Origin of the sequence: Streptomyces sp. 1331.2, from assembly GCF_900199205.1 — a bacterium.
Taxonomy (GTDB): Bacteria; Actinomycetota; Actinomycetes; order Streptomycetales; family Streptomycetaceae; genus Kitasatospora.
In genome coordinates this window covers 3,484,181-3,507,865 of sequence record NZ_OBMJ01000001.1, presented here as the reverse complement: position 1 = coordinate 3,507,865, position 23,685 = coordinate 3,484,181, and the positions used below count along the sequence as shown (strand labels likewise).

24 protein-coding genes are annotated in these 23,685 nt (G+C 73.3%); 11 read left to right on the top strand and 13 right to left on the bottom strand.

Going from position 1 to position 23,685, the window contains the following annotated elements:
- Nucleotide 1 precedes the first annotated feature (1 nt).
- The gene (locus CRP52_RS14780; RefSeq protein ID WP_097236821.1) at nucleotides 2–721 is read left to right on the top strand and encodes an ABC transporter permease; all 720 of its coding nucleotides are present in this window, start codon (nucleotides 2–4) and stop codon (nucleotides 719–721) included.
- A 22-nt stretch (nucleotides 722–743) separates the two neighbouring features.
- Here the strand turns inward: CRP52_RS14780 and CRP52_RS14775 are convergent, their stop codons facing one another.
- From CRP52_RS14775 to CRP52_RS14730, 10 genes are all read right to left on the bottom strand, one after another.
- Nucleotides 744–2,015 carry a CynX/NimT family MFS transporter gene (locus CRP52_RS14775; RefSeq protein ID WP_097236820.1) on the bottom strand — a complete coding sequence of 424 codons (1,272 nt, stop codon included), beginning with the start codon at nucleotides 2,013–2,015 and terminating at the stop codon, nucleotides 744–746.
- A 63-nt stretch (nucleotides 2,016–2,078) separates the two neighbouring features.
- Nucleotides 2,079–2,810, bottom strand: coding sequence for a FadR/GntR family transcriptional regulator (locus CRP52_RS14770; RefSeq protein ID WP_097236819.1), 732 nt, complete (start codon nucleotides 2,808–2,810; stop codon nucleotides 2,079–2,081).
- Between the two features lie 147 nt (nucleotides 2,811–2,957).
- The gene (locus CRP52_RS14765) at nucleotides 2,958–3,815 is read right to left on the bottom strand and encodes an HAD family hydrolase (protein WP_097236818.1); all 858 of its coding nucleotides are present in this window, start codon (nucleotides 3,813–3,815) and stop codon (nucleotides 2,958–2,960) included.
- A gap of 91 nt (nucleotides 3,816–3,906) precedes the next feature.
- Complete coding sequence (gene serS / locus CRP52_RS14760; RefSeq protein ID WP_097236817.1) at nucleotides 3,907–5,181, bottom strand: serine--tRNA ligase; 1,275 nt, start codon at nucleotides 5,179–5,181, stop codon at nucleotides 3,907–3,909.
- A 551-nt stretch (nucleotides 5,182–5,732) separates the two neighbouring features.
- Nucleotides 5,733–6,668 (bottom strand): prephenate dehydratase, encoded by a 936-nt coding sequence (gene pheA, locus CRP52_RS14755; protein WP_097236816.1) that lies wholly within the window; start codon nucleotides 6,666–6,668, stop codon nucleotides 5,733–5,735.
- A gap of 194 nt (nucleotides 6,669–6,862) precedes the next feature.
- Nucleotides 6,863–8,131 carry an iron uptake transporter deferrochelatase/peroxidase subunit gene (efeB, locus tag CRP52_RS14750; protein ID WP_257033068.1) on the bottom strand — a complete coding sequence of 423 codons (1,269 nt, stop codon included), beginning with the start codon at nucleotides 8,129–8,131 and terminating at the stop codon, nucleotides 6,863–6,865.
- Nucleotides 8,132–8,145: 14 nt separating this feature from the next.
- Nucleotides 8,146–10,182, bottom strand: a complete 2,037-nt coding sequence (locus tag CRP52_RS14745; RefSeq protein WP_097236814.1) for a copper resistance CopC/CopD family protein — start codon at nucleotides 10,180–10,182, stop codon at nucleotides 8,146–8,148.
- Between the two features lie 13 nt (nucleotides 10,183–10,195).
- Nucleotides 10,196–10,729: a copper chaperone PCu(A)C gene (locus CRP52_RS14740; protein WP_097236813.1), complete on the bottom strand. Its 534-nt coding sequence runs from the start codon at nucleotides 10,727–10,729 to the stop codon at nucleotides 10,196–10,198.
- Nucleotides 10,726–11,394 (bottom strand): SCO family protein, encoded by a 669-nt coding sequence (locus tag CRP52_RS14735; RefSeq protein ID WP_097236812.1) that lies wholly within the window; start codon nucleotides 11,392–11,394, stop codon nucleotides 10,726–10,728. Before CRP52_RS14735 ends, CRP52_RS14740 begins: the two co-directional genes overlap by 4 nt.
- Before the next feature lie 79 nt (nucleotides 11,395–11,473).
- Nucleotides 11,474–12,250, bottom strand: coding sequence for a YcnI family copper-binding membrane protein (locus CRP52_RS14730; RefSeq protein ID WP_097236811.1), 777 nt, complete (start codon nucleotides 12,248–12,250; stop codon nucleotides 11,474–11,476).
- Nucleotides 12,251–13,528: 1,278 nt separating this feature from the next.
- On the opposite strand from CRP52_RS14730, the gene CRP52_RS14725 reads away from it, so the two are divergent.
- Nucleotides 13,529–14,161, top strand: coding sequence for an ATP-binding protein (locus CRP52_RS14725; RefSeq protein ID WP_097236810.1), 633 nt, complete (start codon nucleotides 13,529–13,531; stop codon nucleotides 14,159–14,161).
- Nucleotides 14,162–14,232: 71 nt separating this feature from the next.
- Here CRP52_RS14725 and CRP52_RS14720 read toward each other — a convergent pair whose 3' ends face one another.
- The gene (locus tag CRP52_RS14720; protein WP_373560494.1) at nucleotides 14,233–14,784 is read right to left on the bottom strand and encodes a tyrosine-type recombinase/integrase; all 552 of its coding nucleotides are present in this window, start codon (nucleotides 14,782–14,784) and stop codon (nucleotides 14,233–14,235) included.
- On the opposite strand from CRP52_RS14720, the gene CRP52_RS14715 reads away from it, so the two are divergent.
- From CRP52_RS14715 to CRP52_RS14675, 9 genes are all read left to right on the top strand, one after another.
- On the top strand, nucleotides 14,692–15,321 hold the full coding sequence (locus CRP52_RS14715) for a DUF3631 domain-containing protein (RefSeq protein ID WP_373560493.1): 630 nt from the start codon (nucleotides 14,692–14,694) through the stop codon (nucleotides 15,319–15,321). The genes CRP52_RS14720 and CRP52_RS14715 overlap by 93 nt on opposite strands.
- An 83-nt stretch (nucleotides 15,322–15,404) precedes the next feature.
- The gene (locus CRP52_RS37625; protein ID WP_143685745.1) at nucleotides 15,405–15,809 is read left to right on the top strand and encodes a hypothetical protein; all 405 of its coding nucleotides are present in this window, start codon (nucleotides 15,405–15,407) and stop codon (nucleotides 15,807–15,809) included.
- A gap of 654 nt (nucleotides 15,810–16,463) precedes the next feature.
- Entirely contained in the window at nucleotides 16,464–17,180 is a 717-nt protein-coding gene (locus tag CRP52_RS14705; RefSeq protein ID WP_143685744.1) for a hypothetical protein, read from the top strand.
- A 168-nt stretch (nucleotides 17,181–17,348) separates the two neighbouring features.
- Nucleotides 17,349–17,474, top strand: coding sequence for a hypothetical protein (locus CRP52_RS39545; RefSeq protein WP_257032488.1), 126 nt, complete (start codon nucleotides 17,349–17,351; stop codon nucleotides 17,472–17,474).
- A 264-nt stretch (nucleotides 17,475–17,738) separates the two neighbouring features.
- Complete coding sequence (locus CRP52_RS14695; protein ID WP_097236806.1) at nucleotides 17,739–18,158, top strand: hypothetical protein; 420 nt, start codon at nucleotides 17,739–17,741, stop codon at nucleotides 18,156–18,158.
- 299 nt (nucleotides 18,159–18,457) lie between these two features.
- A complete protein-coding gene (locus CRP52_RS14690) occupies nucleotides 18,458–18,688 on the top strand; it encodes a hypothetical protein (protein WP_097236805.1) in 231 nt (76 codons plus the stop codon).
- 36 nt (nucleotides 18,689–18,724) lie between these two features.
- Nucleotides 18,725–20,032, top strand: coding sequence for an amidase (locus CRP52_RS14685; RefSeq protein WP_097240092.1), 1,308 nt, complete (start codon nucleotides 18,725–18,727; stop codon nucleotides 20,030–20,032).
- Between the two features lie 84 nt (nucleotides 20,033–20,116).
- Nucleotides 20,117–20,722: a TIGR03086 family metal-binding protein gene (locus CRP52_RS14680; RefSeq protein ID WP_097236804.1), complete on the top strand. Its 606-nt coding sequence runs from the start codon at nucleotides 20,117–20,119 to the stop codon at nucleotides 20,720–20,722.
- 319 nt (nucleotides 20,723–21,041) lie between these two features.
- Nucleotides 21,042–21,863 carry a protein phosphatase 2C domain-containing protein gene (locus CRP52_RS14675; protein WP_097236803.1) on the top strand — a complete coding sequence of 274 codons (822 nt, stop codon included), beginning with the start codon at nucleotides 21,042–21,044 and terminating at the stop codon, nucleotides 21,861–21,863.
- 79 nt (nucleotides 21,864–21,942) lie between these two features.
- On the opposite strand, the gene CRP52_RS14670 is transcribed toward CRP52_RS14675, so the two are convergent.
- Complete coding sequence (locus CRP52_RS14670) at nucleotides 21,943–22,902, bottom strand: pirin family protein (protein ID WP_097236802.1); 960 nt, start codon at nucleotides 22,900–22,902, stop codon at nucleotides 21,943–21,945.
- A gap of 192 nt (nucleotides 22,903–23,094) precedes the next feature.
- Nucleotides 23,095–23,598 (bottom strand): SseB family protein, encoded by a 504-nt coding sequence (locus tag CRP52_RS14665; RefSeq protein WP_373560492.1) that lies wholly within the window; start codon nucleotides 23,596–23,598, stop codon nucleotides 23,095–23,097.
- Between the last annotated feature and the right edge of the window lie 87 nt (nucleotides 23,599–23,685).

Sequence of the window (23,685 nt, the reverse complement as noted above, 5' to 3'; positions counted from 1 at the left end):
CATGAACCCCACCGTCGCCCGGCTGACCCTGCGCGGGCTGCTCGGCCGCCGCCGCGGCCTGCTGCTGCTGCTGGTGGTCCCCGCCCTGCTGCTGCTCGTCTCCGCCATCGCGAGCGGGTCGAGCGCCGACGCGCACGGCCTGACCGTCAAGATCCTCGGCCAGCTCGGCCTCGGCACCCTGGTCCCGCTGCTCGGCCTGGTGGTCGGCACCGGGGTCATCGCCACCGAGATCGACGACGGCTCGATCGTCTACCTGCTCGCCAAGCCGCTGCCGCGGTGGCAGATCGTCACCACCAAGCTGGCCGTCGCGATCGGTGTCACCTGGCTGTTCTCGGTCGTCCCGACGCTGCTGTCCGGGCTGCTGCTGTACGGCACCCGGGACGGCGTGGCGCTCGGCTACACCGTGGCGGTGCTGGTCGCCGGGGCCGCGTACAGCGCGCTGTTCCTGCTGCTCGGCGTGGTCACCCGGCACGCCGTGGTGGCCGGGCTGGCCTACGCCCTGATCTGGGAGTCGGTGGTCGGCAACTTCGTCGAGGGCGCCCGGACGCTGAGCGTCCAGCAGTGGGGCAAGGCGGTGGCCGAGGCGGTCGCCGGGGACACCGCGATCGGCGCCGACGTCTCGTTCGGGGCGGCCGTCCCGCTGCTGCTGGTGGTCACCGTCGGGGCGACGGTGCTCGCCTCGGTGAAGCTGGCCGGGCTGACCCTGGCCGGCGAGGAGTGAGCCGTGAACCCTCGGCGGGGGCTCAGAGCGTACGGTTGCGCCCCGCGCCCCAGCCGGCCGCGCCGACCACCAGGACCAGCACCAGCATCAGCGCCAGGGTGGCTTCCCACCCGCCGGTGAGCTGGTGCAGCGCGCCGGCGCCGACCGGGCCGGCCGCCGCGACCAGATAGCCGATCGCCTGCGACATCCCGCCCAGCTGGGCGGCGCCGGCCGCGCTGCCGGTGCGCAGCACGATGAACGCCAGGCCCAGGCCCAGCGAACCGCCCTGGGCCAGGCCGAGGACGGCCGCCGACGCCCACGCGGCGGAGACCGGCGCGACCAGCAGCATCGCGATGCCGAGCCCGTTCAGGACGGCCATGGTCACGGCCAGGGCGCGCTGGCTGGTCATCCGGCCCGCCATCAGCGGCACCAGGAAGGCACCGGCGACCTGCAGCAGGTTGGAGAAGGCGAAGACCAGTCCGGCCTGGCCGCGGTCCATGCCGTGGTCCGCCAGGATGGTCGGCATCCAGGCGACCAGGATGTAGACCAGCAGCGAGGAGATCCCCATGAAGAGGCTGATCTGCCAGGCCAGCGGGGACTTCCAGATGCCCTCGATCGGCTTGCCCGGCACGGCCGTCGCTGCTGCCGAGCCCGTCACCGCGCCCGCCGAGCCCGTCACCGCGCCCCGCTCCTGACGCGCCCGCAGCACCTGCGGCAGCCAGGCCACCGCCGCGACCACGGCGAGCAGCGACCAGGCGCCGAGCGAGGCCCGCCAGCCGCCGCCGAGCGCGTGCTCCAGCGGGACGGAGGTGCCGGCCGCGAGGGTGGCCCCGACCAGCATGGTGGTCGAGTAGACGCCGGTCATGGTGGCCGCGCGGTCCGGGAACTCCCGCTTGACCAGGCCCGGCATCGACACGTTCAGCACCGCGATGGCCACGCCGATCACCACGCAGCCCGCGTACAGCGCCGCCGCCGAGGGCAGCACCCGCAGCAGCACGCCCGCGCCGAGCACCAGCACCGCGCCCAGGACGACCCGCTCGGCGCCGAACCGGCGGGTCAGCCGGGGGGTGAGCGGGGCGCCGACGCCCTGGAACAGCACCGGCACGGTGGTGATCAGGCCGCTCGCGGTGGCGGAGAGGCCGAAGGTCCGCTGGATGTCGCCGACCATCGGGGAGACCGCGGCCAGGCAGGCGCGCATGTTCAGCGCGACCAGCACGATGCCGGTCAGCAGCAGGAGCGGATGGGCCAGCCGGGCGGCGGCGGGGAGCGGGGCGGGCGTGGTGACAACCGGCTGCTGGGCACGGGTGACGGCCATGGGTGTGCTGTTCTTTCCTGGATGTGCGTGGATGCGGGCGGGAAGGCGGAGGCTCGCGCCGTCCTACTTCCGGGCCGCGATGGCCGCGAGCAGCTGCTCGACGGCCGCGGTCGGGCCGGCGAGCAGCGCACGACACGCCGCCTCCGCCCGCTCCGGGTCACCGCTCTCGATCGCGTCGACCAGCGCCTCGTGGGTGGCGACGACCGCCTCGGGCATCTCGTGGTCGCCGAACGCGGACGTCATCGACTCGCGGACGGAGGCGCCGAAGTAGCGGTACACCTCGGCCAGTGCGGGGTTGTGCGCGGCCTCGACGACGGCGGTGTGGAACTCCAGGTCGTGCTCGACGGTGGCCTCGCGGCTCGCCCGCTCGGGGTGCGCAGCGAACACCTCGGCCTCACGGGCCAGCGCGGCCCGCATCCGCCGGATGTCCTCGGGGGTGTGCCGCAGCGCGGCCAGCCGGGCACCCTCGGTCTCCAGCGCCGCGCGGACCTCCAGGACGTCCCGGATCCCCGAGCGCTGGACGCCGCGCAGTACGGCCGCCGGGTCGCTGGTGGAGCGGACGAAGGTCCCCTCGCCCTGCCGGGAGACCAGCATCCCGGCGTGCACCAGCACCCGGATCGCCTCGCGGACGGTGTTCCGCCCGACCTGCAGCCGTTCGGCCAGCTCGTGTTCGGTCGGGATCTGCGATCCCACCGGCCAGGCCCCGTCGGCCAACTGCTCGCGCAGCTGGTCGATCGCGGTGTCCACCAGGGACCGCCGCCCGGCCGCCTGCAGGCTGCTGCCGTCACCGCTCATTCCGGGCCTCCCTCCGCACACCGCTTCACCGACCGGTCATCGGTCATCGGTCATCCTACAACCGCTTGCCCGGTCATCCTACAACCCTGGATGCGAACCGATCGTGAACATCCGGTACGGCGCGTCGCCCAGGGCCGTCGGGCCCGGTCAGCGGGCGGGGTAGAGGCGTTCCAGGACGGCTGCGACGCCGTCCTCGTCGTTGCTGGCGGTGACGGCGTCGGCGACGGCGAGGAGTTCCTCGTGGGCGTTGGCCATGGCGACGCCGTGGGCGGCCCAGCCGAACATCGGGACGTCGTTGGGCATGTCGCCGAAGGCGATGGTGTCGGCGGCGCGCAGCCCGAGGCGGCGGGCGGCGACGGCCAGGCCGGTGGCCTTGGACAGGCCCAGCGGCAGCAGCTCGACCACGCCGGCGCCGGCCATCACGACGCCGACCAGGTCGCCGGCGGCGCGGCGGGCCGCTTCGGCGAGGGCGTCGTCGGTCAGCGCGTGGTGCTGGATGTAGAGCTTGCCGAGCGGGGAGGCGAACAGCTCGCCGCGGTCGACCCGGACGACCGGCAGGTCGGAGCCGATCAGCAGTTCGTAGCCGGGGCCGGCCAGCACCTGGCCGTCGAGGCCGTCCTGGTTGGCGGCGACGGCGAGCGGGCCGGTCTCGGCCTCGATCTTCTCGATGGCGAGCGCCGCGAGCCGGCGGTCCAGGGTGAGGGAGGTGAGCAGCTTGTGCGCGCCGGCGTCGTAGACCTGGGCGCCCTGGCCGCAGACGGCTATCCCGGTGTAGCCGATCTCGTCGAAGACCGGGCGGGCCCAGACGGCCGAGCGGCCGGTGACGATGATGTGCAGCGCGCCCGCGCCGGTGGCTGCGGCCAGGGCGGCGCGGGTGCGCTCGGAGACGGTCTCCTCGCTGGTCAGCAGGGTGCCGTCGAGGTCGGTGGCGACCAGCCGGTAGGGCAGGCCGCCACCGCTTCGGGTGTCGTCCGGGGAGACGGGGCTGGGGCTGGTGGTGCTCATGGGCCGGTCGTCTCCCGGGAGTTGCGGGTGGAGCGGGTGGTGCGGTGGAACAGGTGGCGCGGCCGTACGGGTCGTACGGCCGCAACCGGTGTTACTTGACCGGTTCCAGGACGGTCCGTCCGCCGAGGAACGGCCGCAGCGCCTCGGGCACGACGACCGAGCCGTCGGCCTGCTGGTGGTTCTCCAGGATCGCCACGATGGTGCGCGGGATCGCGACCAGGGTGCCGTTCAGGGTGGCGAGCGGGCGGGTCTTGCCCTCCTCGCGCATCCGGATCGACAGCCGGCGGGCCTGGTACTCGGTGGTGTTGGAGGTCGAGGTGACCTCGCGGTACTTGCCCTGGGTGGGGATCCAGGCCTCGATGTCGAACTTGCGCGCGGCCGAGGCGCCGAGGTCGCCGGAGGCGACGTCGATCACCCGGTACGGCAGCTCCAGCGCGTTGAGGAAGTCCTTCTCCCACTGGAGCAGGCGGCGGTGCTCGTTCTCGGCGTCCTCGGGAGTGGTGTAGACGAACATCTCCACCTTCTCGAACTGGTGGACGCGGATGATGCCGCGGGTGTCCTTGCCGTAGGTGCCGGCCTCGCGGCGGAAGCAGGACGAGTAGCCGGCGTAGCGCAGCGGGAGCTTCTCGGCGTCGATGATCTCGTCCATGTGGTACGCCGCGAGCGGGACCTCGCTGGTGCCGACGAGGTAACGGTCGTCCTCGGCGAGGTGGTACACGTTCTCGGCGGCCTGGCCGAGGAACCCGGTGCCGTCCATGGCGGCCGGGCGGACCAGGGTCGGGGTGATCATCGGGGTGAAGCCGGCCGCGGTGGCCTGGGCGATCGCCATGTTGACCAGGGCGAGCTCCAGCAGCGCGCCGACGCCGGTCAGGTAGTAGGACCGGGCACCGGCGACCTTGGCGCCGCGCTCGGTGTCGATCGCGCCCAGGATCTGGCCCAGCTCGACGTGGTCGCGCGGCTCGAAGCCCTCGGCGGCGAAGTCGCGCGGGGTGCCGATCTCCTCCAGGGTGACGAAGTCCTCCTCGCCGCCGACCGGGGCGGCCGGGTCGATGAGGTTCGCCAGCGAGCGGAGCAGGCGGTCGGCCTCCTCCTTGGCGGCGCCCTGCTCGGCGTCCGCGGCCTTGACCTCGGCGGCCAGGTCCTTGGTGCGCTGCAGCAGGGCGGCCTTCTCGTCGCCCTTGGCCTGGGCGACCTGCTTGCCGAGCACCCGCTGCTCGCTGCGCAGTTCGTCGAAGCGGCTGCCCGAGGACCGGCGCCGCTCGTCGGCGGAGAGGAGGGCGTCGACCAGGTCGACGTCCTCGCCACGGACGCGCTGCGAGGCGCGCACTCGGTCAGGGTCCTCACGGAGCAGGCGAAGGTCAATCACAGGCCCAAGCGTACCGGGCGGGAGTTCCTCCACCGGTACCGGTTTTTCCCTGGGGATAACTCCCGTCGCCCTGTGGATAACTCCTGTGGGGAATCCGCCGGGGGCTGGTTATCCACAGGGTCGGGGCCAGGGCTGTGGATCGAAGGGGATGATCACCCTCCGCGTGACCGAACCAGGGAATTGAGGTTTCAAACCTCATTCGACCTTCCCGAGTGAGGGAATTGAAGCACTCGCACGGGTGGTTTGCTGGCAACCGGGTGACTCTGGTCCGATTAGTCATCTCTGCGACGCAAACCGATGATCCGACCAGTTCTGGGTAATGGCTATACCGGTTTGTCGACTCGTCCCCAGGCCTGTGGATAACTTCCGGCTGTGGACAGCGGGGAGGCCTGTGGACAGCGGCCCCCGGCGCCGGGCGGCCCTGTGGACGACGGGTGCGGTCACCCGACCCGGCATCCCATCCGTCTGATCAGCCCGGTCCGAAACGGTCGGAAAAGGTCAGAAAGACAACAGGTGTCGTCAGGTTGTCCCGCAGGGGAGGCGCGTACGGCTCAGATCTCCCCGCGACCGTCGAGCGCCCGCGAGAGCCAGTCCGCCGCCGAGGAGAAATCCTCGTCCGAGGTCCCCGGCCGCCGGTGGGTGGACACCTGGCGGTCGGCGCGCGGATAGGAGCCGAGGAAGCGCACCTGCGGACAGATCCGCTTCAGGCCCATCATCGCCTCGCCCACCCGGCGCTCGGACAGGTGGCCCTCGCAGTCGATCAGGAAGCAGTAGCTCCCCAGGCCCTCGCCGGTCGGGCGGGACTCGATCCGCATCAGGTTGATCCCGCGCACCGCGAACTCCTGCAGCAGCTCCAGCAGCGCACCCGGGTGGTCGTCCGGCAGCCAGACCACCATCGAGGTCTTGTCCGCGCCGGTCGGCGAGGAGACCCGGCCCGGGCGGCCCACCAGGACGAACCGGGTGGCCGCGCTCTTGGCGTCCGCGATGTCCTTGACCAGCGGGTCCAGCCCGTAGATCGGCGCCGCGAACTCGCCCGCGAACGCCCCGTCGTAGCGGCCCTCGGCGACCAGCCGGGCACCGTCGGCGTTGGAGGCGGCCGACTCCCAGGTCGCGTCCGGCAGGTTGGCCGCCAGCCAGCGGCGCACCTGCGGCTGGGCCACCGGGTGGCTGGTCACCGTCTTGATCCCGGAAAGCTCGGTGCCGGGGCGCACCAGCAGCGCGAAGGAGATCGGCAGCAGCACCTCGCGGTAGATCATCAGCGGCGTGCCGGCGGCCAGTTCGTCGTTGGTCGCGGTGACCGCGCCCTCCACCGAGTTCTCGATCGGCACGAACGCCCCGGCGGCCTCCCCGCCGCGCACCGCGTCCAGCGCCAGCGCCACCGAGGACAGCGGCACCAGCTCCCGGGTCGCCGCCTCGGGCAGGGTGTGCAGCGCCGCCTCGGTGAAGGTGCCGGCCGGGCCGAGATAGGTGTAGCGGGTGGCCGACATGACGCCTCCGGGTACTCGGTGCCGCACGAACAGGGTGCCGCTCGGACGGGTTCCGCGCGAACGGGTGGTGCCGAAACAGCCACCCTAACGATTCCGCGGCCCCGGCAGGAAAGCGTCCCAGTGGCCGGGACCGTGTGTGCTAGGGCGTGTCTTCAAACGCCGCAAACGCCCCGCACGCCGGAGGCGCCGGGGAACTACCCCTCCAGCAGCTGCTGCCCGAGGTAGCCGCCGGCCGGCGCGGACGGGGGTAGCGCGTACACCCCGCTCGCCTCGTGCCGCAGGAAGCGGGAGAGGCCGTCGCCCCGGGAGAGCTTGCGCTGCACCGGGGTGAAGCCCCGGCGCGGGTCGGCCTGGAAGGCGAGGAAGAGCAGCCCGGCGTCCGGCGAGCCGTCCGGCAGCAGCCCGTCGTGGTACGAGAAGCCGCGCCGCAGCATCGCCGCCCCGCCGTTGGCCGCCGGGGCGGCGACCCGGATGTGCGCGTCGGCGGGGACCGCCAGCGCACCGTCCGGGCCCTGCGCGGAGAGGTCGACGGGGGCGTGCTCGCCGGCCCCGGCGGGCGAGCCGAGCGGGGCGCCGTCCGACTTGCGCCGCCCGATCACCCGCTCCTGCCGGTCCACCGGCAGCGCCTCCCAGTGGTCCAGCAGCATCCGGATCCGCCGGAACACCAGGTAGGAACCGCCGGCCAGCCAGCCCGGCTGGTCCCCGCCGGCCGCGCAGAACACCTTGGCGGCGAAGCCGTCCTCGCCGGGCTTGGGGTTGTTGGTGCCGTCGACCTGGCCCATCAGATTGCGGCCGGTCACCGGCTGCGCGGCGGCGCCGGGGGTGCGGGCGAAGCCGGCCGACTGCCAGCGCAGCGCCGCCGTACCGGCCGCCAGCCGCTGCAGCACCCGCAGGGCGTGCACCGCCACCAGCGCGTCGTCGGCGCCGATCTGGACGAACAGGTCGCCGTCGCCGCGGGCGGGGTCGAGCGCGTCACCGGGGAAGGCGGGCAGCGGTTCGAGCCCGGGCGGGCGGCGGTCGGCCAGGGCGGCCTTGTCGAAGAGCGCGGCGCCGAAGCCGAGGGTGAGGGTGAGCGAGCAGGGCCCGGCGTCCAGGGCGATCTGGTTGTCGAACTCCTCGGCCGGCTCCCCGGCGGTCAGCCGCTCGGCCGCCTTCGTCCAGCGCTGCAGCAGGCCGCGCAGGCCGTCCCGGCCGGCGCCCTCGGCCAGGTCGAAGGCGGCCAGCTGGACCCTGGCCTGCTGCGGTTCGAGGATCCCGGCCTGGTGCTCGCCGCGGAACGGCACCCGGGCCGCGCCGAGCGCGCCGGCCGCGCCCGCCGCCCCGGCGGAGCGGTCGGAGCCGCCCAGGGCGACCGCCCCGGCGCCGACCAGCAGCCCGGCACCGGCGGTGCCGAGCAGCGCCCGCCGGGTGAAGCCCGTGCGGTCCGCCGACCCCTGCTCCACCGTCGTAACCTCGGTCGTCACGTCGTCCACCGCCGTCAGCCGATCTTGAACTGCTGGGTCGGCGTGGTCTGGTCGATGTCCGAGGAGCGGACCTGCACCGACACCACCCAGTTGCCCGCCAGCGGCAGCTGCGCGGTGCCGCTCCAGCGGCCGGTGCCCTCCGGGGTGAGCGCGACCGGCAGCGGGCCGAGGTCGCGGTCCGGCAGGGTGAAGGCGAGCTGCACCTCGGGGACGTCCACCGGCTGCCCGTCCGTGCCGTTCAGCGCGAGCTTCACCTCGTTCGGGCCGGTCCTGGCCGGGTTGAGAGTGACGGTCGCGGTGCCCCTGGCGTTCGGCGTCCGGCCCTTGGTGTCGTACGGGAGCTTGAGCTCGACGGTACGGCCCGGCTCGGTCTGCGGGGCCGCCGCGGCCGCGCCGGGGGCGGCAGCCGCCGCACCGGCCGAGACCTCGCTCGCCACCCGCCCGGGCGGGGAGTTGGTGAGCATCGTGGTGACCACCAGCACCGCCACCGCGACCAGTGCCTCCACCAGCACCGAGCGGCGCAGCCCGGCCCGGGTCGGGGTCAGCCCGCGCTCGCGCCCGGCGCTCTCCCGGGCGGCCTTCTGCCGGGCCAGCTGCGCCCGGCGGACCGGGTCCTCGCTGTGCGCCGCGACGGCGACCGGCTCCGGCACCTCGGTCCGCTCGACCTCCGCCGCCTCGGCCGGGGCCGAGCGCAGCCGGGCCAGCCAGGCCCGGGACATCCAGGCGACGCCGAGCATCACGACCACGCAGCCGCTCTTCACCAGCAGCAGCCGCCCGTACTCGGTGCCGGTCAGCGCGCCCCAGCTGCCCAGGCCCCGCCAGGACTGGTAGATCCCGGTGCCGGCCAGCACGGCCACCGAGCCGAAGGCGATCCTGGAGAAGCGGTCCACCACCTCGGCGCCGACGCCCTCGCGCAGCGCGACCAGCAGCGCGGCCAGGCCGCCCAGCCAGAGCGCCATCGCGATCAGGTGCAGGATGCCGAACGGCAGCGCCAGCCAGACCTGGATGCCCACCGAGGCGTGGTCGGCGCCGACCCAGGTCGCGGCGAGGGCGACCGCCAGGACCAGCCCGGCCACACCGAGCCCCAGCCTCGTCTCCCGCTGTGGCCGCTCGGCGGCCCGCCGCTCCAGCTCGCGCAGCTCGGCGGCCTCGGCGTCCTCGCTCTCGTCCTTGCCCTCGTCCGCGCCGGAACCCGCGGTGCCGCCCGCGGCCGCCAGGGGCTTCGCCGGAACCGGCCGCGGCGGCTGCCCCAACTGGCCGACCAGCAGCGACAGGAACACCCCGCCCGCCGCGAGCAGCAGCAGCCGGGCCGCCAGCGCGGTGCCGATCCGCTCGTCCAGCGTGGCGCGCACCAGCGTCAGGTCGAAGGCCTGCCCGACCCCGGAGCCGCGCTCGTACGGGCCGCGCAGCAGCAGCACCGCGACGGTGGAGACCAGCAGCGCCGTCCAGCCGGTCATCAGCAGTCGCTGCACCGGGCGCCGGGCGGTCCCGGCCGGCCAGCAGACCAGCACGAAGGCGGCGACGCCGGCCAGCAGCGCGAACGCGGCGTAGGCGACGGTGCGCCCGGTGCCGTACAGGGCGGCGACCAGGCCGTCGGCCTTGGCGCCCTGCAGGGCGGTGGCCGACACCGAGGTGTCCGAGGGCGCGCCGACGGAGAAGGTGAACGCGCCGCCGACCGGGTGCGAGTCCTCCGAGACGGCCCGCCAGGCCACCGTGTAGGTGCCGTTGGCGAGCCCGCTCCGCAGGCCGACCCGGGCGGTGTTGCCCCGGCCGTCGGCGTGCGCCGGGTTGCCGGTGTCCACGGCCTGGCCGGCCGGGTCGAGCACCCGGACGGAGTCGGAGGAGAGCGAGACGGCCTCGCTGAAGGTCAGCGTGACGGCCTGCGGGGCGGTGGCGACCACCGCGTTCTGCCGGGGATCGGTGGAGTCCAGGGTGGCGTGCGCGGAGGCCGGTCCGGCGCCCGCGAGCATCAGCGCGAGCAGCGCGCCGAGCATTCCGAGCACCCCGGCGATCCGGCGGTGGGAGGCCTTCTCCAGGCCGGCCGACTGCATGCTGGCGGTCCCCTTAACTCTGGCCGGGGCGGTAGGTGAGCTCCTTGACCGGCACCTTGACCGAGATGGTGCCGGACTTGGCGAAGGTGAGGTCGAGCTCCAGCTCGTCGCCGACCGCCGGGGTCTTCTCCCAGCCCATGATCATCAAGTGGGCGCCGCCGCGGGCGAACTGCAGCGACCCGTGTGCGGGAACGTCCAGGCTGGCGACCTGCTCCATGCTGGACGCGGTCGAGCGGTGCATGGTGACCGACTCGGCGCCCGGGCTGGTCACCTTGACCAGCTGGTCCTGCCCGCCGTCGTTGCGGACGGTCAGGTAGCCGGCCGCCATCCCGCCCGCCGGGGGCAGCGGGATGTAGGAGTCGGCGACGCTGAGCCTGGCCGGGCCGGCGGCGGCTGCGCCCTGGCCGCCCGTCCCGCAGGCGGCCAGTATCGCGCCGCCGCCCAGGGCGGTCGCGACCACGGCGCCCAGCAGCGCGCTGCGGCGGAACCGGCGCGTCCCGGTCGGCACCGCGACGCTCCCGTCGCTGACCTCGCTCCGCTCGCTCATGCCGCGACACCCTTGGCGAGCAGCGGCAGGTCGTGCTCGTAGGTCTTCTCCTCGGTGCCGCTCATGTAGAGCACGTGCGCCTTGTCGTCCGAGGGGAGGAAGGCCAGCACCTGCGCGCCGTGGGTGGAGGTGACCGTCCCGTCCGCGTTGACCACCGGGTCCTCGATCATGATGCCGAGCGACTTGGCCGCGGTCTTCACCTTGGCCAGGTCGCCGGTGAGGCCTATGAAGTCACTGCCCATCGAGTCCAGCCAGGTGCGCAGCACCTTCGGGGTGTCGCGCTGCGGGTCGGTGGAGACGAAGACGACGTTGATCTTCTGCCGCTCCTCCGCCGGGAGCGCCTTCATCGCGACGCCGATGTCGCCCATGGTGGTCGGGCAGACGTCCGGGCAGCTGGTGTAGCCGAAGAACAGCAGGGTGGCCTTGCCGTTGGTCTGCTGCCGCAGGTCGAAGGGCTGGCCGGAGGTGTCGGTCAGCTGGAGGTCCGGCTTCTCGAAGTTCTTGGCCAGCTTGGTGCCCTGGTACGGGGTGTCCTCCTTCTGCTGGGTGACCTTCGCGGCGGTGGACCCGCCGCCGGAGGAGCCGCAGGCGGACAGCGTCAGGGCGGCGGCCAGCGCGAGGGCGGCGGCGCCGGCCAGCCGGGTGGTGCGGGTGGTGCGGGGCATGGGGAGTTCCGATCGTGCGCGGTGGGACCGCCGGCGGGGCCGCACCGTCGGCTTCGGTGCGGCCCCGCCGGCGCGGGGGTCAGGAGGCGGAGCCGCCGTTCTTGCGGCGCAGGCCGAGCACGCCGACGGCGGTGCCGAGCACGCCGACCACGATGCCGATCACGCCGAGGGTGCGGGCGGTGGAGTCACTGCTCTTGCCGTCGGCGTCGGAGCCGGCGGCGTGGTCCGAGCTGTCCCCGTGGGCGCCCGCGGCGGGGGAGGCGGTGACGCCGTGGCTGTCGCCGTCGCCGTCGCCGTGGCCGTCGCCGCCCTCGGCCTTGGTGAGCTTCAGGACGGGCGCGGGCTTGGCCGGCTCGGGCTGGCCGTCCTTGGACTCGTCGATCCAGCGGACGACGTCACCGTTGTCGTAGGTCTGCAGGGCCTTGAAGACCAGGCTGTCCGAGTCGGTCGGCAGCGGGCCGAGCGAGACCCGGAACTCCTGGAACTGGCCGGGGGCGATCTTGGTGCCCGCGTCGGCGGTCCAGGTGATCTTGGAGACGGCCTCGTTGACGTCGCTGCCGTGCACCTTGATCGGCTTGTCCAGCTTCGACTTCTCGATCGCGGCGGTCCAGCCCGGCATCGGCAGGGTGCGGACGGAGGCCAGCGGGTGGTCCAGCGGGAGGTTGACCTCCAGCTTCACGGTGCTCGCGGTGTCGCTCTCGTTCGGCACCCGGAAGTCGACGGCCGTGTAGCCGCCCTGCGGGGCCGCACCCGGGTTCACGGTGACGTGCGCGAAGGCGGGGCCGGCCAGCGCCACCACGGAGGCGGCGGCGGTCAGGGCGACGGCGGCGAGACGGCGGGTGGGAAGGGAACGCATGATGCGGGTCTCCGATCGGAGCTCGGCGGCAGGCAGGGACCGGGCGACGGACGGTGCCGCGCCTCGGCGGTGCCCCGGTGGTGCCGCGCGTGGGGATGTGTGGGGGCAGAGCCTCGGGAACGCCCCCGGTGTGGTCGGGGAACGGCCCGGACGGTGCGCACACCCGCGCCCGGGTACGGCCCGCAGGCCGCCGGGAACGCGGATCAGTGCGCGAAGGCCCCGCACGGCGGCCCGCGCCGCACCACGCTGTGCCGCAGCACGGCACCCGCCGGGAACGGGCTCTCCCCGCCCCCGCGCCGAACCGGCGGGCCGGACCGGCCACGCCGAACAGACCGCGCAGCAGCGCGGCCACCAGTGCGAACGCCGACCGCAGCGGCGCCGCCCAGTGCTCCCGGGCCGCCGACGCGGCCACCCGCAGCAGCCGCCACAACGCCGCCTCGCCGCGCCGCAGCCACCAGCCCGCCACCAGCGCGGCGGCCAGGTGCCCGGCCAGCATCGACGGCGTCATGCCCAACACGCCGCCCTGCCACCAGGGCGCGGCGGCGTACGCGTGCGGATCCAGACCCGCGGAGGAGACCAGCTGCTCCGCGGACGGACTGCCGGGCAGGCCGACCAGCGTCCCCGGGTGGGCCTCGTTGCAGATCAGCCGGCCGGCCACCTGCGGCAGGGTCAGCGGACCGGAGCCGCCGTGCATGCCGGCCATGCCGGTCATGCCGGTCATGGAGCCGCCGAGGCCGTGGCCGTTGAAGCCGTGGAAGAGGCAGTGCAGCGCGAGCTGCCCCGCGCCCAGCGCCCCGGCGATGCCCGCCAGCGAACGCTCCCGTCCACCGCAGGCCGCCGCGAGGCCCAGCACCGCGACGAAACCCACCGCCAGCGCGGTCGGCGGCACGTCGCCGCCTCCGGCCAGGGCGTGCCCGGCCGCCGCGATCAGGGTGCAGACCAGCGCGAACGGGACCGCCCGGGCAAGCCGCAGGTCCCAGGCGGCGGCCCCCACCGGCTGGGCCGGTCCGGGGGCGCCCGGGAGCGGGGCGGCAGCGAGGGCAATCATGGCCGGGCCATCCTCTCATTGCGTACGCCGCGGACACGGGCAGGGTGGGAAATCCCTACGAATGCCCCTTTCGGCAGCGGCGTGCGGGTCCGGGTGCGCGCTGCCCGGCACAGACCCCGTCCCCCAGTCCATCCGCCGAACGGGCGGTACCGGCCCCCGCGCACGGTTCACCACCGAATCGCCCGGAGATACCTAGTTGTATGTGGAGCCGCAGCCAGGAGGGACCTCCCGTGGACATCTGGTGGACTCTGCACCTCAAGCGCGACCCGGCCAGCGTTCCGCTGGCCCGGCGCATCCTGCTCGGTGCCATGGCGACGGCGGGCGTCGACCCGCAGATCGCCGACGACCTCGGCGTCGCCCTCAGTGAGGCCTGCGCCAACGCCGTCGAGCACGGCGCCACCGGGCGGCCCGACGACGGCTTCCAGGTCACCGCCTCGATCAGCGGCGACCGGCTGCGGATCGAGGTCACCGACTCCGGCCCGGGCCTGCCCGCCGCCGCACCGGTCCGGCGCCCGGCCGCCGCGGCCCCCACCCGCCCCGCCGCGAGCGGCCACGGGCCCGGCCGCTCCCGCCGCGGCCGCGCCACCGTCCCGGCCCGCGTCCTCACCGCCCACCGGGCCCGCCGCGACGGCCACCCGTACGACACCCACGTCCTCCCCTGTCGCCCCACTGCCCCCACCCTGCGCCCGGTCGACCTCGACACCCTCCCCGACCTCACCGCCGAATCCGGCCGCGGCCTCTTCCTGATCCACGCCCTCACCGACCACGTCCAGCTCCGCAACCACCCCCTGCGGGGGGCGATCGTCAGCTTCGACAAGATCCTCAAGTGGCAGGACGGGGCGCTGCTGCAGGCGGCTTCGTAGGGCTTGCAGCTCTCTGACCTGTACGAATGGCCTCTTCCTGGGCCCAGGTCGCGGAGAACGCGAGGCCGGAATCAGGCCGCCAGGGCACACGTGGGGCACATGCCCTCGGATTTCGGCGCGCTGTGCCCCGCCTTCGCACCAGGAAGCACCCGGTCGATCGCCGAGCGGGTCCGCGACTCGCTCGTCGGCATCAGGTGGGTGTAGGTCCGGAGCGTGAAGCCAGGGTCGCTGTGGCCGAGGTAGGCCGCGAGCGCCTTGATCGGCTCGCCGGCATCCAACAGCACCGAGGCGTAGGCATGCCGCAGGGCGTGCATGCCGTCGTCCGGGGCCGCTTGGGAGTACTTCGCCCCCTTCTCGCGCGGCGGGATCACCCCGGACGCGACGAGCGCCAGCTTCCAGTCGCCCGCGTTGAAGACGCTGCGGTGGTACGGCTTGGAACTGTCGTCGGTGAAGAGCAGGTTCGTCTTGTGGTCGTCGCCATCGGCGAGACGCCAGGGGAGCGTGACCCGAGTCGGCGGGAACTTCTTCATGTGGGCCTTCAAGGCCCTCGCCAGCCCATCGGGCAGCGGGACCTGCCGGACCTTGCCGCCCTTCGGCAGCGCGAACACCATCGTCTTGGCCACGAAGCGCACCTGTCGACGTACCGTCACCATGTGGCGGCGGAAGTCGGTGCCGTCGACGGAGAGTGCGAAGACGTCATGCCGGTGAGCGACCGCGCTGCCGACACGTGGGAACCGCTGGCGATCGTCGCCGACCTGGCCGGCGGACACTGGCCTGCCACCGCACGCGCCGCGTGCGCGGCGATGTGCGCCCACGAGGCCGGTCTGGACGACGACGGGGACGGCGCCAAGATCCGGATCCTGCAGGACATCCGGACCGTGTTCGGCACCCTCGGCGATCCGCCCGCGCTCGCCACCGCCACACTCCTCGCCCAGCTGAGGGCGCTGGAGGAGGCGCCATGGGCGGAGTTCGGCGTCAGTGGTCTGACCGCCCGCGGACTGCAGCTCCTGCTCAAGGACTTCGGCGTCTCCTCGTCCAACATCCGCTTCCCCGACTCCCGGCAGGCCAAGGGCTTCGTCCGGAACGACTTCCTCGACCCGTGGCGTCGCTACTGCCCCGAGCCCGCACCGCCGCAGGCCGAAGGCGACAGCGCGGCCTGACCCAGCCCCGCTGAGCCCGTCCCACTCGTCCCACCCTCTGCGCTCTCGCGCCCGTCCGGCCTGCCCGGGGACGAGTGCGACGAGTGCAACCGGTCCGCCGTACCGCCGCCCTGGCCTCCGAGCAGGCCCGGGGCGGCACCCCGACCACCTCCCCACTGCACCGCCAGTACCTGAAGATTCGCCGCCGTAACCGCTGCCATCCGGTCTTCAGCGACGAGGAATGGGCCGACGTCCAGGCCGCCGCCTCCGCGAGCGACCTCAAGCCCGGCGGCTACGCCGCCGCCGTCACCGTGGCCGCAGCCCGCAGCGACAACCCCGAGGCCGCCGTCGCCGACATCCGCCGCCTGTTGGAGGAACTGATGGAGGCCGACCGGCAGGGCCGCCGCCATCGGCAACAACCTCAACCAGATCGCCCACAACCTGTGGGTCGGCTGCACACCTCCGCCCCACCTGCAGCATGTCTTCGACCGCCCACGCGCCGACGCTGACTCCAACGATGACCGTAGAGACCCCCCACCGGACGGGCGCCGAGCGCAGGTTCGACGGGGGACGGGGAGCCGTAGGGGCATGTCTTTCCTTTGAGACAGAGGTGCAGGCTCCGCTTCGGGGGAAGGTTCGTGTGGCCCTGTGGCCGGCCGGGTGCCCCGTGCCGGAATATCCCGTTATTGGGTCCGGTACGAAACCTCTTTTGAGGGGCGATGGCGGAATTATTCGAGCATGCGCGATCATGTGGAATCAAAGAGTCCCCCAAGAAAATCTGGACAATCGGAGCATGGTCGACCGGTTATTAACGTCCTGCAGATCAAAAAGTTCGTGCCAATCACTCCTCTGGCGTGTACGTTCGAATCATTCGCCGCACTTGAGGCAGGGGGCCTCAGATTTTTCGCGGCCAAGAGGGGGTTACAGCTCAATGCGTACACGCCGTTCCGTGGCTGCTGTCAGCGCCACGGCACTCGCACTCACGCTCGCCGGCCTGGTGGGCGCCACCGGCGCCCAGGCCGCTCCGCAGACGGGGTCGGCCGGCCAGGCGTCCCGGGGCGGCCGATGTCGTCCAGCGGGCCACTGGGACCGCGGACGTCGCCCGTAGCACCGCCGGCGCGGGGGGCGCCAAGGCTCAGGTCTCGAAGTCCGGTGGCACCGTCGTGGTGACGGCGCCGACCACGGCCTCCGGGAACGTCGCGGTCACCGCCGCGAACGGCAGCACGGTGACGGTCGCGCTGCCGGCCACGACCGGCGCGGCCGGTGTCACCACGGCCGAGGGCACCACCGTCTACCCGGGCGCGGCCCGGGGTACCGACCTGGCGGTCCAGGCCACCACCGACGGCGGCGCCCGTGCTCTCGTCACCCTGAAGGATTCCAGCGCCTCCACCGAGCAGCGCTTCGACCTCGGGCTGCCTGACAACACCCGCCTCGTCCCGGCCGAGGGCGGCTACGACATCGTGCAGACGGGTGCCTCCGGAGGCGCCTTTGCAATGGGCCACATCGACGCGCCGTGGGCCAAGGACGCCACCGGCAAGTCCCTGCACACCAGCTACCGTCTGGACGGCAACACCCTCGTCCAGTCCGTTGAGACCGACAAGAACACGGCATACCCCGTCGTCGCGGACCCCAAGTGGACCTGGGGCTGGGTCACCGGGACCGTGTACTTCGACAAGAACGAGACCGGCCACACGGCAGCGGATTCCGCGTTCGTGGCGGCTGTCTTCGCTTTCGCCCCGCCGCCGTTCGACGTTTACGGTGTCCTGAACGCCGCGAACATTTCGCGCGTAGCCTGGAACGCCCAGAACGACAACCAGTGCGTGGAAATCAAGATTCCGACCTTCCAGGCCTACGAGTACAGTGGCGGGTACTGCAACTAGCAGTCCAGAAGGGCGAAGGCTATGGGGATATCCGCGCACGTGATTGCACCGCCGCTCGTTGTGGTGGCGGTAGTTTTGCTTGCTGTGAAGTGGGCCCGGCGGCGACGGAACGGTAAGCCCGTTCCGCTGCTGCCGCGATCGCCGCAGGCCTGGGCGGTCGCGGCAGTCGTGATTGCCCTGGCGGTGGTCTCCGGGGCGATGGCCGGCCAGCTCTGGGCGGCGGTCGTACCCGCCGTCGCGCTCGGCGGGCTGGCGGGTGCCTTCGTGGACCTCCGCTACGGTTCCCCTCGCTGACGCTCATCCAAGGGTGTGGCCCAGACGCTTCGACCGTCCGGGCCACACCCTTGGCGCTTCACCAAGAGCCAGTGCCAGCCCTGCCCGGTCCGGGCCAAGTGCACCAGCTCCGCGACGCCCACCGAGGTCGCGGCCCAGCTCGCAGATCTCCTGCGCCCCTCCGCGGCTGCGGCGCAGGACGCGGAGGTCGAACCCGAGCGCACGGAAGCAGCCGCACAGGAGCAGGTCTCATTCGACGATCTCCCGAGTGGGTGCGCCGACGACGTGTCCGGCCTGATCCCGGAGCCCTTCGCCTGGGAGAACCACGTCAGCACTCTCCGCAAGGCCGCCGTGGTGAAGACCGTCTCGATCTCCTGCCACCCCGAGACGTGGGACTTCCTGGCCGCGCAGGTCGAAGGCACCGACCACTTCTCGAAGCCGGTCAACGACAGCAATGAGGACACGGTCTTGTCCGGCCGGAGCACCCTCGCCCTTCTCAACGCGCTCCGGGAAACCGTGTGCAGCGGCCTTGGCAAGGACACCGGCATCGAGACTTGGACCCTCGCCGTCACCAGCTACGAGCGCATCGCCGCCGTCATCAACAGCACCCGACCCGCCGACGGCGAGGTCGGCAACGACCGCCTGCAGCAGCCGCACATCGTCCTCGACGACCGCAGCAGTAGCGGTTCGCCCTCCGCCGGCTGACCTGCTGATTAGCAGCCCCCAGCCTCCCTGCAAGGCGCCGAAGCGGTGCGAAACGAGGGCACACCTGGGGCACATGAGGGTCAAAAGTGCCGCTGACCAGTGCGAACCACTGAAGGTAGTTTCGCCTGGTCAGCGGCACTTTTCTGGTTGAACCCGCAGGTCACGGGCTTGCGGGGGTCAAAAGATCCTCAAGTGGCAGGACGGGGCGCTGCTGCAGGCGTCGTGAGGGTCGGTGCGTCTTGAGCGGGGGCGGGCCGGGGTCCGGTTGCCGGGGGACGAGGGGGTCGGACGATGGGGGGATGATGCACCAGATGCGAGCCGAGTACGGCGCCGGCGGTGCGGCCGAGGGGGTGCGGCTGTGGCACGTGGTCCGGGGCGAGGAGAGCGCCGCGATGTGCGGGCGGGAGCTCGACCCGCAGGCGCAGCTGCGGTCCGCGGTGGACTGGGGCAAGACCCCGGAGCTGTGCTGCCACACCTGCGGGGCGTACTTCCTGCGCGAGGCGCCGTACCTGGCGGCCGAGCACCAGTGAGTCCGGTCCGCCGTGATCCGGTCTACCGTGATCGGCATGGAGGAACCTCTCGTCCGACCGACGTCGTTGACCCGTGAGGCCGCCGGGCTGCGGGCCGGGACGCCCGGGCTGCCCGAGTACGTCGACCGCCTCTGCGCGCTGGTCGAGCGGGTGGACCCGCTGATCCACGCGTTCGTTCCGGAGCCCGGGCGGCACGGCCGACTGCGGGCGCAGGCACGGGAGTTGGCCGCACGGTACCCGGCGCCGGCCGGGCGGCCGCCGCTGTACGGGGTGGCGGTGGGCGTCAAGGACATCGTGCACGTGGACGAGCTGCCCACGCACGGCGGTTCGGCGCTGCCGCCCGGCGTGCTGGCCGGGCCGCAGGCCGCGGTGGTGGACCGGCTGCGGGCGGCGGGGGCGCTGGTCGCGGGCAAGACGGTGACCGCCGAGTTCGCGGCGACCGCCCCCGGCCCGACTCGCAATCCGCACCACCCGGGGCACACCCCGGGCGGCTCCAGCAGCGGTTCCGCGGCGGCGGTCGCCGCGGGGCTGGTGCCGCTGGCCGTCGGCACCCAGACCGTCGGCTCGGTGATCCGCCCGGCCGCGTACTGCGGAGTGGTGGGCTTCCGGCCGACGTACGGGCGGATCCCGGTGGACGGGGTGATCCCGAACGCGCCGAGCCTCGACACCCTGGGGGTGTTCACCGCCGACCTGGCCGGCGCGGCCCTGGCGGCCTCGGTGCTGTGCGACGACTGGCGCCCGGTGGCGGAGGGCCCGGAGCCGGTGCTGGGGGTGCCGGACGGGCCGTACCTGGAGCGGGCGGAGCCGGCCGCACTGCGCGCCTTCGAGGAGCAGCTGGAGCGGCTGGCGGCGGCCGGGCTGGCGGTGCGCCGGGTCGGGCTGTTCCCCGACTTCGCCGAGCTCGTACGGCAGTTGCAGTTCGTCAACCGTTTCGAGCTGGCCCGCAGCCACGCCGACTGGTTCGCCCGCTTCGGCGGCCTCTACCGGCCGGAGACGGTGGCGAGCATCAGGGTCGGTCAGGCCGTCGCGGCCGAGGACCGGGCGGCGGCGCTGCGGTTCCGGGAGCGGCTGCGCGACCGCGTCGCGGCGGCGGGCGCGGCGGCCGGGGTGGACCTCTGGCTCGCGCCCTCGGCGACCGGTGGGGCGCCGGAGGGCCTGCACAGCACCGGGGACGGGGCGATGTCGCTGCCGTGGAGCTTCCTCGGGCGGCCGGCGTTGAGCCTGCCGGCCGGGCGTACCCGGGAGGGGCTGCCGTTGGGGCTCCAGGTGGTCGGTGCGGCGGGCGACGACGAGCGCCTGCTGGCCCAGGCCGCTGTGCTGGAGCGGGTATTGACCGGACGTTAGGGGGGCGCTCGTCGGCCGAGAGTGGATGATCGAGTTTCTCGGCGCGGGCCCGCGAGGCGCGGCCGGGCGAGTACTGTCGGTCGGATGGACCTCATCGAACTGCACGCACGCTCACTGAAGTTGGCGGGCGAGGTGGTGGACACCGTCCGGCCGGAGCAGCTGGACCTGGCGACCCCGTGCGCGGACTGGACGCTGCGGCAGCTGCTGGAGCACGAACTCGGGCAGCGTCACGGCTTCGCGGCGGCCGCCCGCGGGGCCGGACCGGACCTCGCGCTGTTCGCGCCTGCCCCGCTCGGCACGGACCCGGTCGGCGCCCTCGGCCGGGCCGGCGCCGAACTCACCGACGCGTTCCGGGAGGCGGCCGGGGCGGGTCGGGCGCTGTGGCTGCCGGAGATCCGCGACGGCGGCCCCTTCCCGCTCGACCGCGCGGTCGGCTTCCACCTGCTCGACACCCTGGTGCACGGCTGGGACGTCGCCACCGCGCTCGGCGACCCGGCGGGCATCGGCGCGGCCGTGGAGCGCGACGAGGCACTGATCGCCACGCTGGTGGCGGTGGCCGAGGCCGTCCCGGACACGCCGGAGGCCCGGGCTCCCGGCAGGGCCTTCCGCCCGGGCGTGCGGTCGGACGCCGTCGCGGGCCGGTTCGCGCGCGTCCTGGCGCTGCTCGGCCGCGACCCGGCCTGGACGTAGGTCAGGTCCGGTCGCGCTGCTCGTCGGGGAAGCGCGGGCCGCCGATCAGGAAGAGCAGGGCGGCGGTCGGAAAGCCGAGTGAGGCGGCCAGTACCACGATGAACTGCCAGAACATCTTCTGCTCCTCGTCAGTCGCGGGCCGCTGGGCCACCCGAAGGTGCTGCCAAACCTGACCCGCCCCGATTGGCCGAATTGTCCGGTCACCTTCCGACGGTATGGCCGAATCGGCCCGGCTGCCACCGGGCGCCGCGGAGCGGGCCCGCGCCACACCGGCGCACGGGGCTGGGCGCGGGCCTGGGACGGCGGCCACACTGTCGGGATGCAGCTACAGCTCGCAGGGGAAGCACGGCGGCCCGACCGCGAGAGCGAGGACTTCGCGGTGGCCTCGCCGGAGGCGCTGGTCCTGCTGGACGGCGCGAGTTCGCCGGCCGGCCTGGAGTCCGGGTGCCGGCACGGAACGGCTTGGTACGTACGGCGGTTGGGCGTGCACCTGCTCGCCCGGCTCACCGACCGGTCGGATCGCTCGATCGCCGAGTGCCTGGCCGACGCCATCGTGGAGACGGCCGCGCTGCACGGCGGCCGCTGCGACCTGGCCCACGCCAACACGCCCGCCGCGATGGTGGTCGCGGCCCGGCGGCACGGCGAGTCGCTGGAGTACCTGGTGCTCGGCGACTCGCTGCTGGTGCTGGAGTTCAAGGACGGCCCGCCGAAGGTCATCGGGGACAACCAGCGCTTCCCCGGCGGGGAGGAGCTGCGCCGCCAGGTGTGGGCGACCGTGCCCGGCTCGGCCGAGCGGGCGGCGCTGCACCTGGAGTACGCGCTGGCCGTCCGCGCCGCCCGCAACCGGGGCGCCGGGCCGTGGATCGCCGCCGCCAGCCCGCGCGCCGCCGAGCACGCCGAGACCGGCTTCGTCCGGCTGAACCGGCTGCACGCGCTGGCCGCCCTCACCGACGGCGCCTCGCGCTACACCGAGCGCTTCGGGCTGGGCAGTTGGGGCGACGTGCTGCGGCTGCTGGCGGAGTCGGGCCCGGCCGAACTGATCGCCCAGGTGCGGGCCGTGGAGCGGGCGGACGCCACCTGCGAGCGCTGGCCGCGGGGCAAGACGCACGACGACGCCTCGGCCCTCTACGCGCTGGTCTGAAGCCTGCCGCGGGGATGGGAAACGGCGGGGCAGCCGCAGGTGGGAACCTGCGGCCGCCCCGCCGGGTGGGGGACGGTTCTCAGTGGGCGTCGGTCGGGACGGTGCCGAGGCGGCCGGCCTGGAAGTCCTCCATGGCCTGCTGGAGTTCGCGGTGGCTGTTCATCACGAACGGTCCGTACCAGGCGACCGGCTCGCGGATCGGCTGTCCGCCGAGCAGGACGACCTCGAAGTTGGCGCTGCGGGAGTCCTGGTTCTCGTCGGCGCGGATGGTGATCGAGTCGCCGTCGCCGAACAGGACCGCCTGGCCCATGCCGAACGGGCGGCGCTCGGGGCCGGCCGAGCCCTTGCCCGCGAGACCGTAGGCGAGGGCGTTGAAGTCGGAGCGCCAGGGCAGGGTGACCTGGGCGCCGGGGCTGACCGAAGCGTGGATCATGGTGATCGGGGTGTGGGTGGCCCCGGGCCCCTGGTGGCCGTCGAGTTCGCCGGCGATCACCCGGAGCAGGGCGCCGCCGTCCTCGGTGCTGAGGAGCTTGACGCTGCCGCCGCGGATGTCCTGGTACTTCGGGGCGATCATCTTGTCCGAGGCGGGCAGGTTCACCCAGAGCTGGAGGCCGTGGAAGAGGCCGCCGGACATCACCAGCGACTCCGGCGGGGTCTCGATGTGCAGCAGGCCGGAGCCGGCCGTCATCCACTGGGTGTCGCCGTCGGTGATGACGCCGCCGCCGCCGTGCGAGTCCTGGTGCACGAAGGTGCCGTCGATGATGTAGGTGACGGTCTCGAAGCCGCGGTGCGGGTGCCAGGGGGTGCCCTTGGGCTCGCCGGCCGCGTAGTCCACCTCGCCCATCTGGTCCATCATGATGAACGGGTCGAGGTGCTTGGTGTTGATCTTGGCGAAGGCGCGGCGGACGGGGAAGCCCTCGCCCTCGTAGCCCTCGGGGGCGGTGACCACGGTGAGGACCGGCCGGGCGTTCGTGACGGCGGCGTCCGGGGTGGTGACGCGGGGGAGGGTCAGCGGGTTGTCGACGGTCACGGCGGGCATGTCGGCCTCCTTCGAGGGGGGTTCTGCGGCCTACGTCCCTCAGGTTAGTTCAATCCTCAACAACAAGCAAGTTGAAAATTGAACTATGTGTGGACGGAGGAGCGCGGGGCTCCTCGTCCAGGATGGGTCAGCCGTCGGTGGGCCGCTCGTCAGCCATCTGCGAAGCAATGGCCGACGGCCGCGCAACGGTCGTCAGCCATACATCCGGCGCATGGTGAAGTCGACCATCTGCTCGACGGCCTTGGCGTCGAACACCATCCGGTGCTCGCCCTCCATGTCCAGCGCGAAGCCGTAGCCGGTCGGCAGCAGGTCCAGGACCTCGGCGCCGGTGACGGTGAAGTGCTTGGAGTCCTTGCCGGCGTAGCGGCGCAGCTCCTTCAGGGAGCTGAACATCGGGATCACCGGCGTCGGGGTGTTGTGCAGCGCGAGGAAGCCGGGGCGGTCGCCGCGCGGGCAGTGCACCTTCGAGGTGATGAAGATCGCCTGGAAGTCCTCGACCGCCATCGAGCCGGTGGTGAAGGCGCGAACGGCGTCCGCCAGCGAGGGCGGGGACGGCTCCGGGTAGAGCGACTGCTGGTCGCCCTGCGGCTGCGCGCCGTAGGCGTCGGGTCCGGGCATGCCGTTCATGCCCGGCTGCGGTCCCGCCTGCTGCTGGTAGGGGTCGCCCGGGTATGCGTTCTGGTCATATCCGTACACACGGACAGGCTAGCGGGAGCGCACCCGCCCGCGCTGGCGCAGATCCTGACAAGGAGTGGCCGTCCCGGCTTGTGGGACGTGACCACG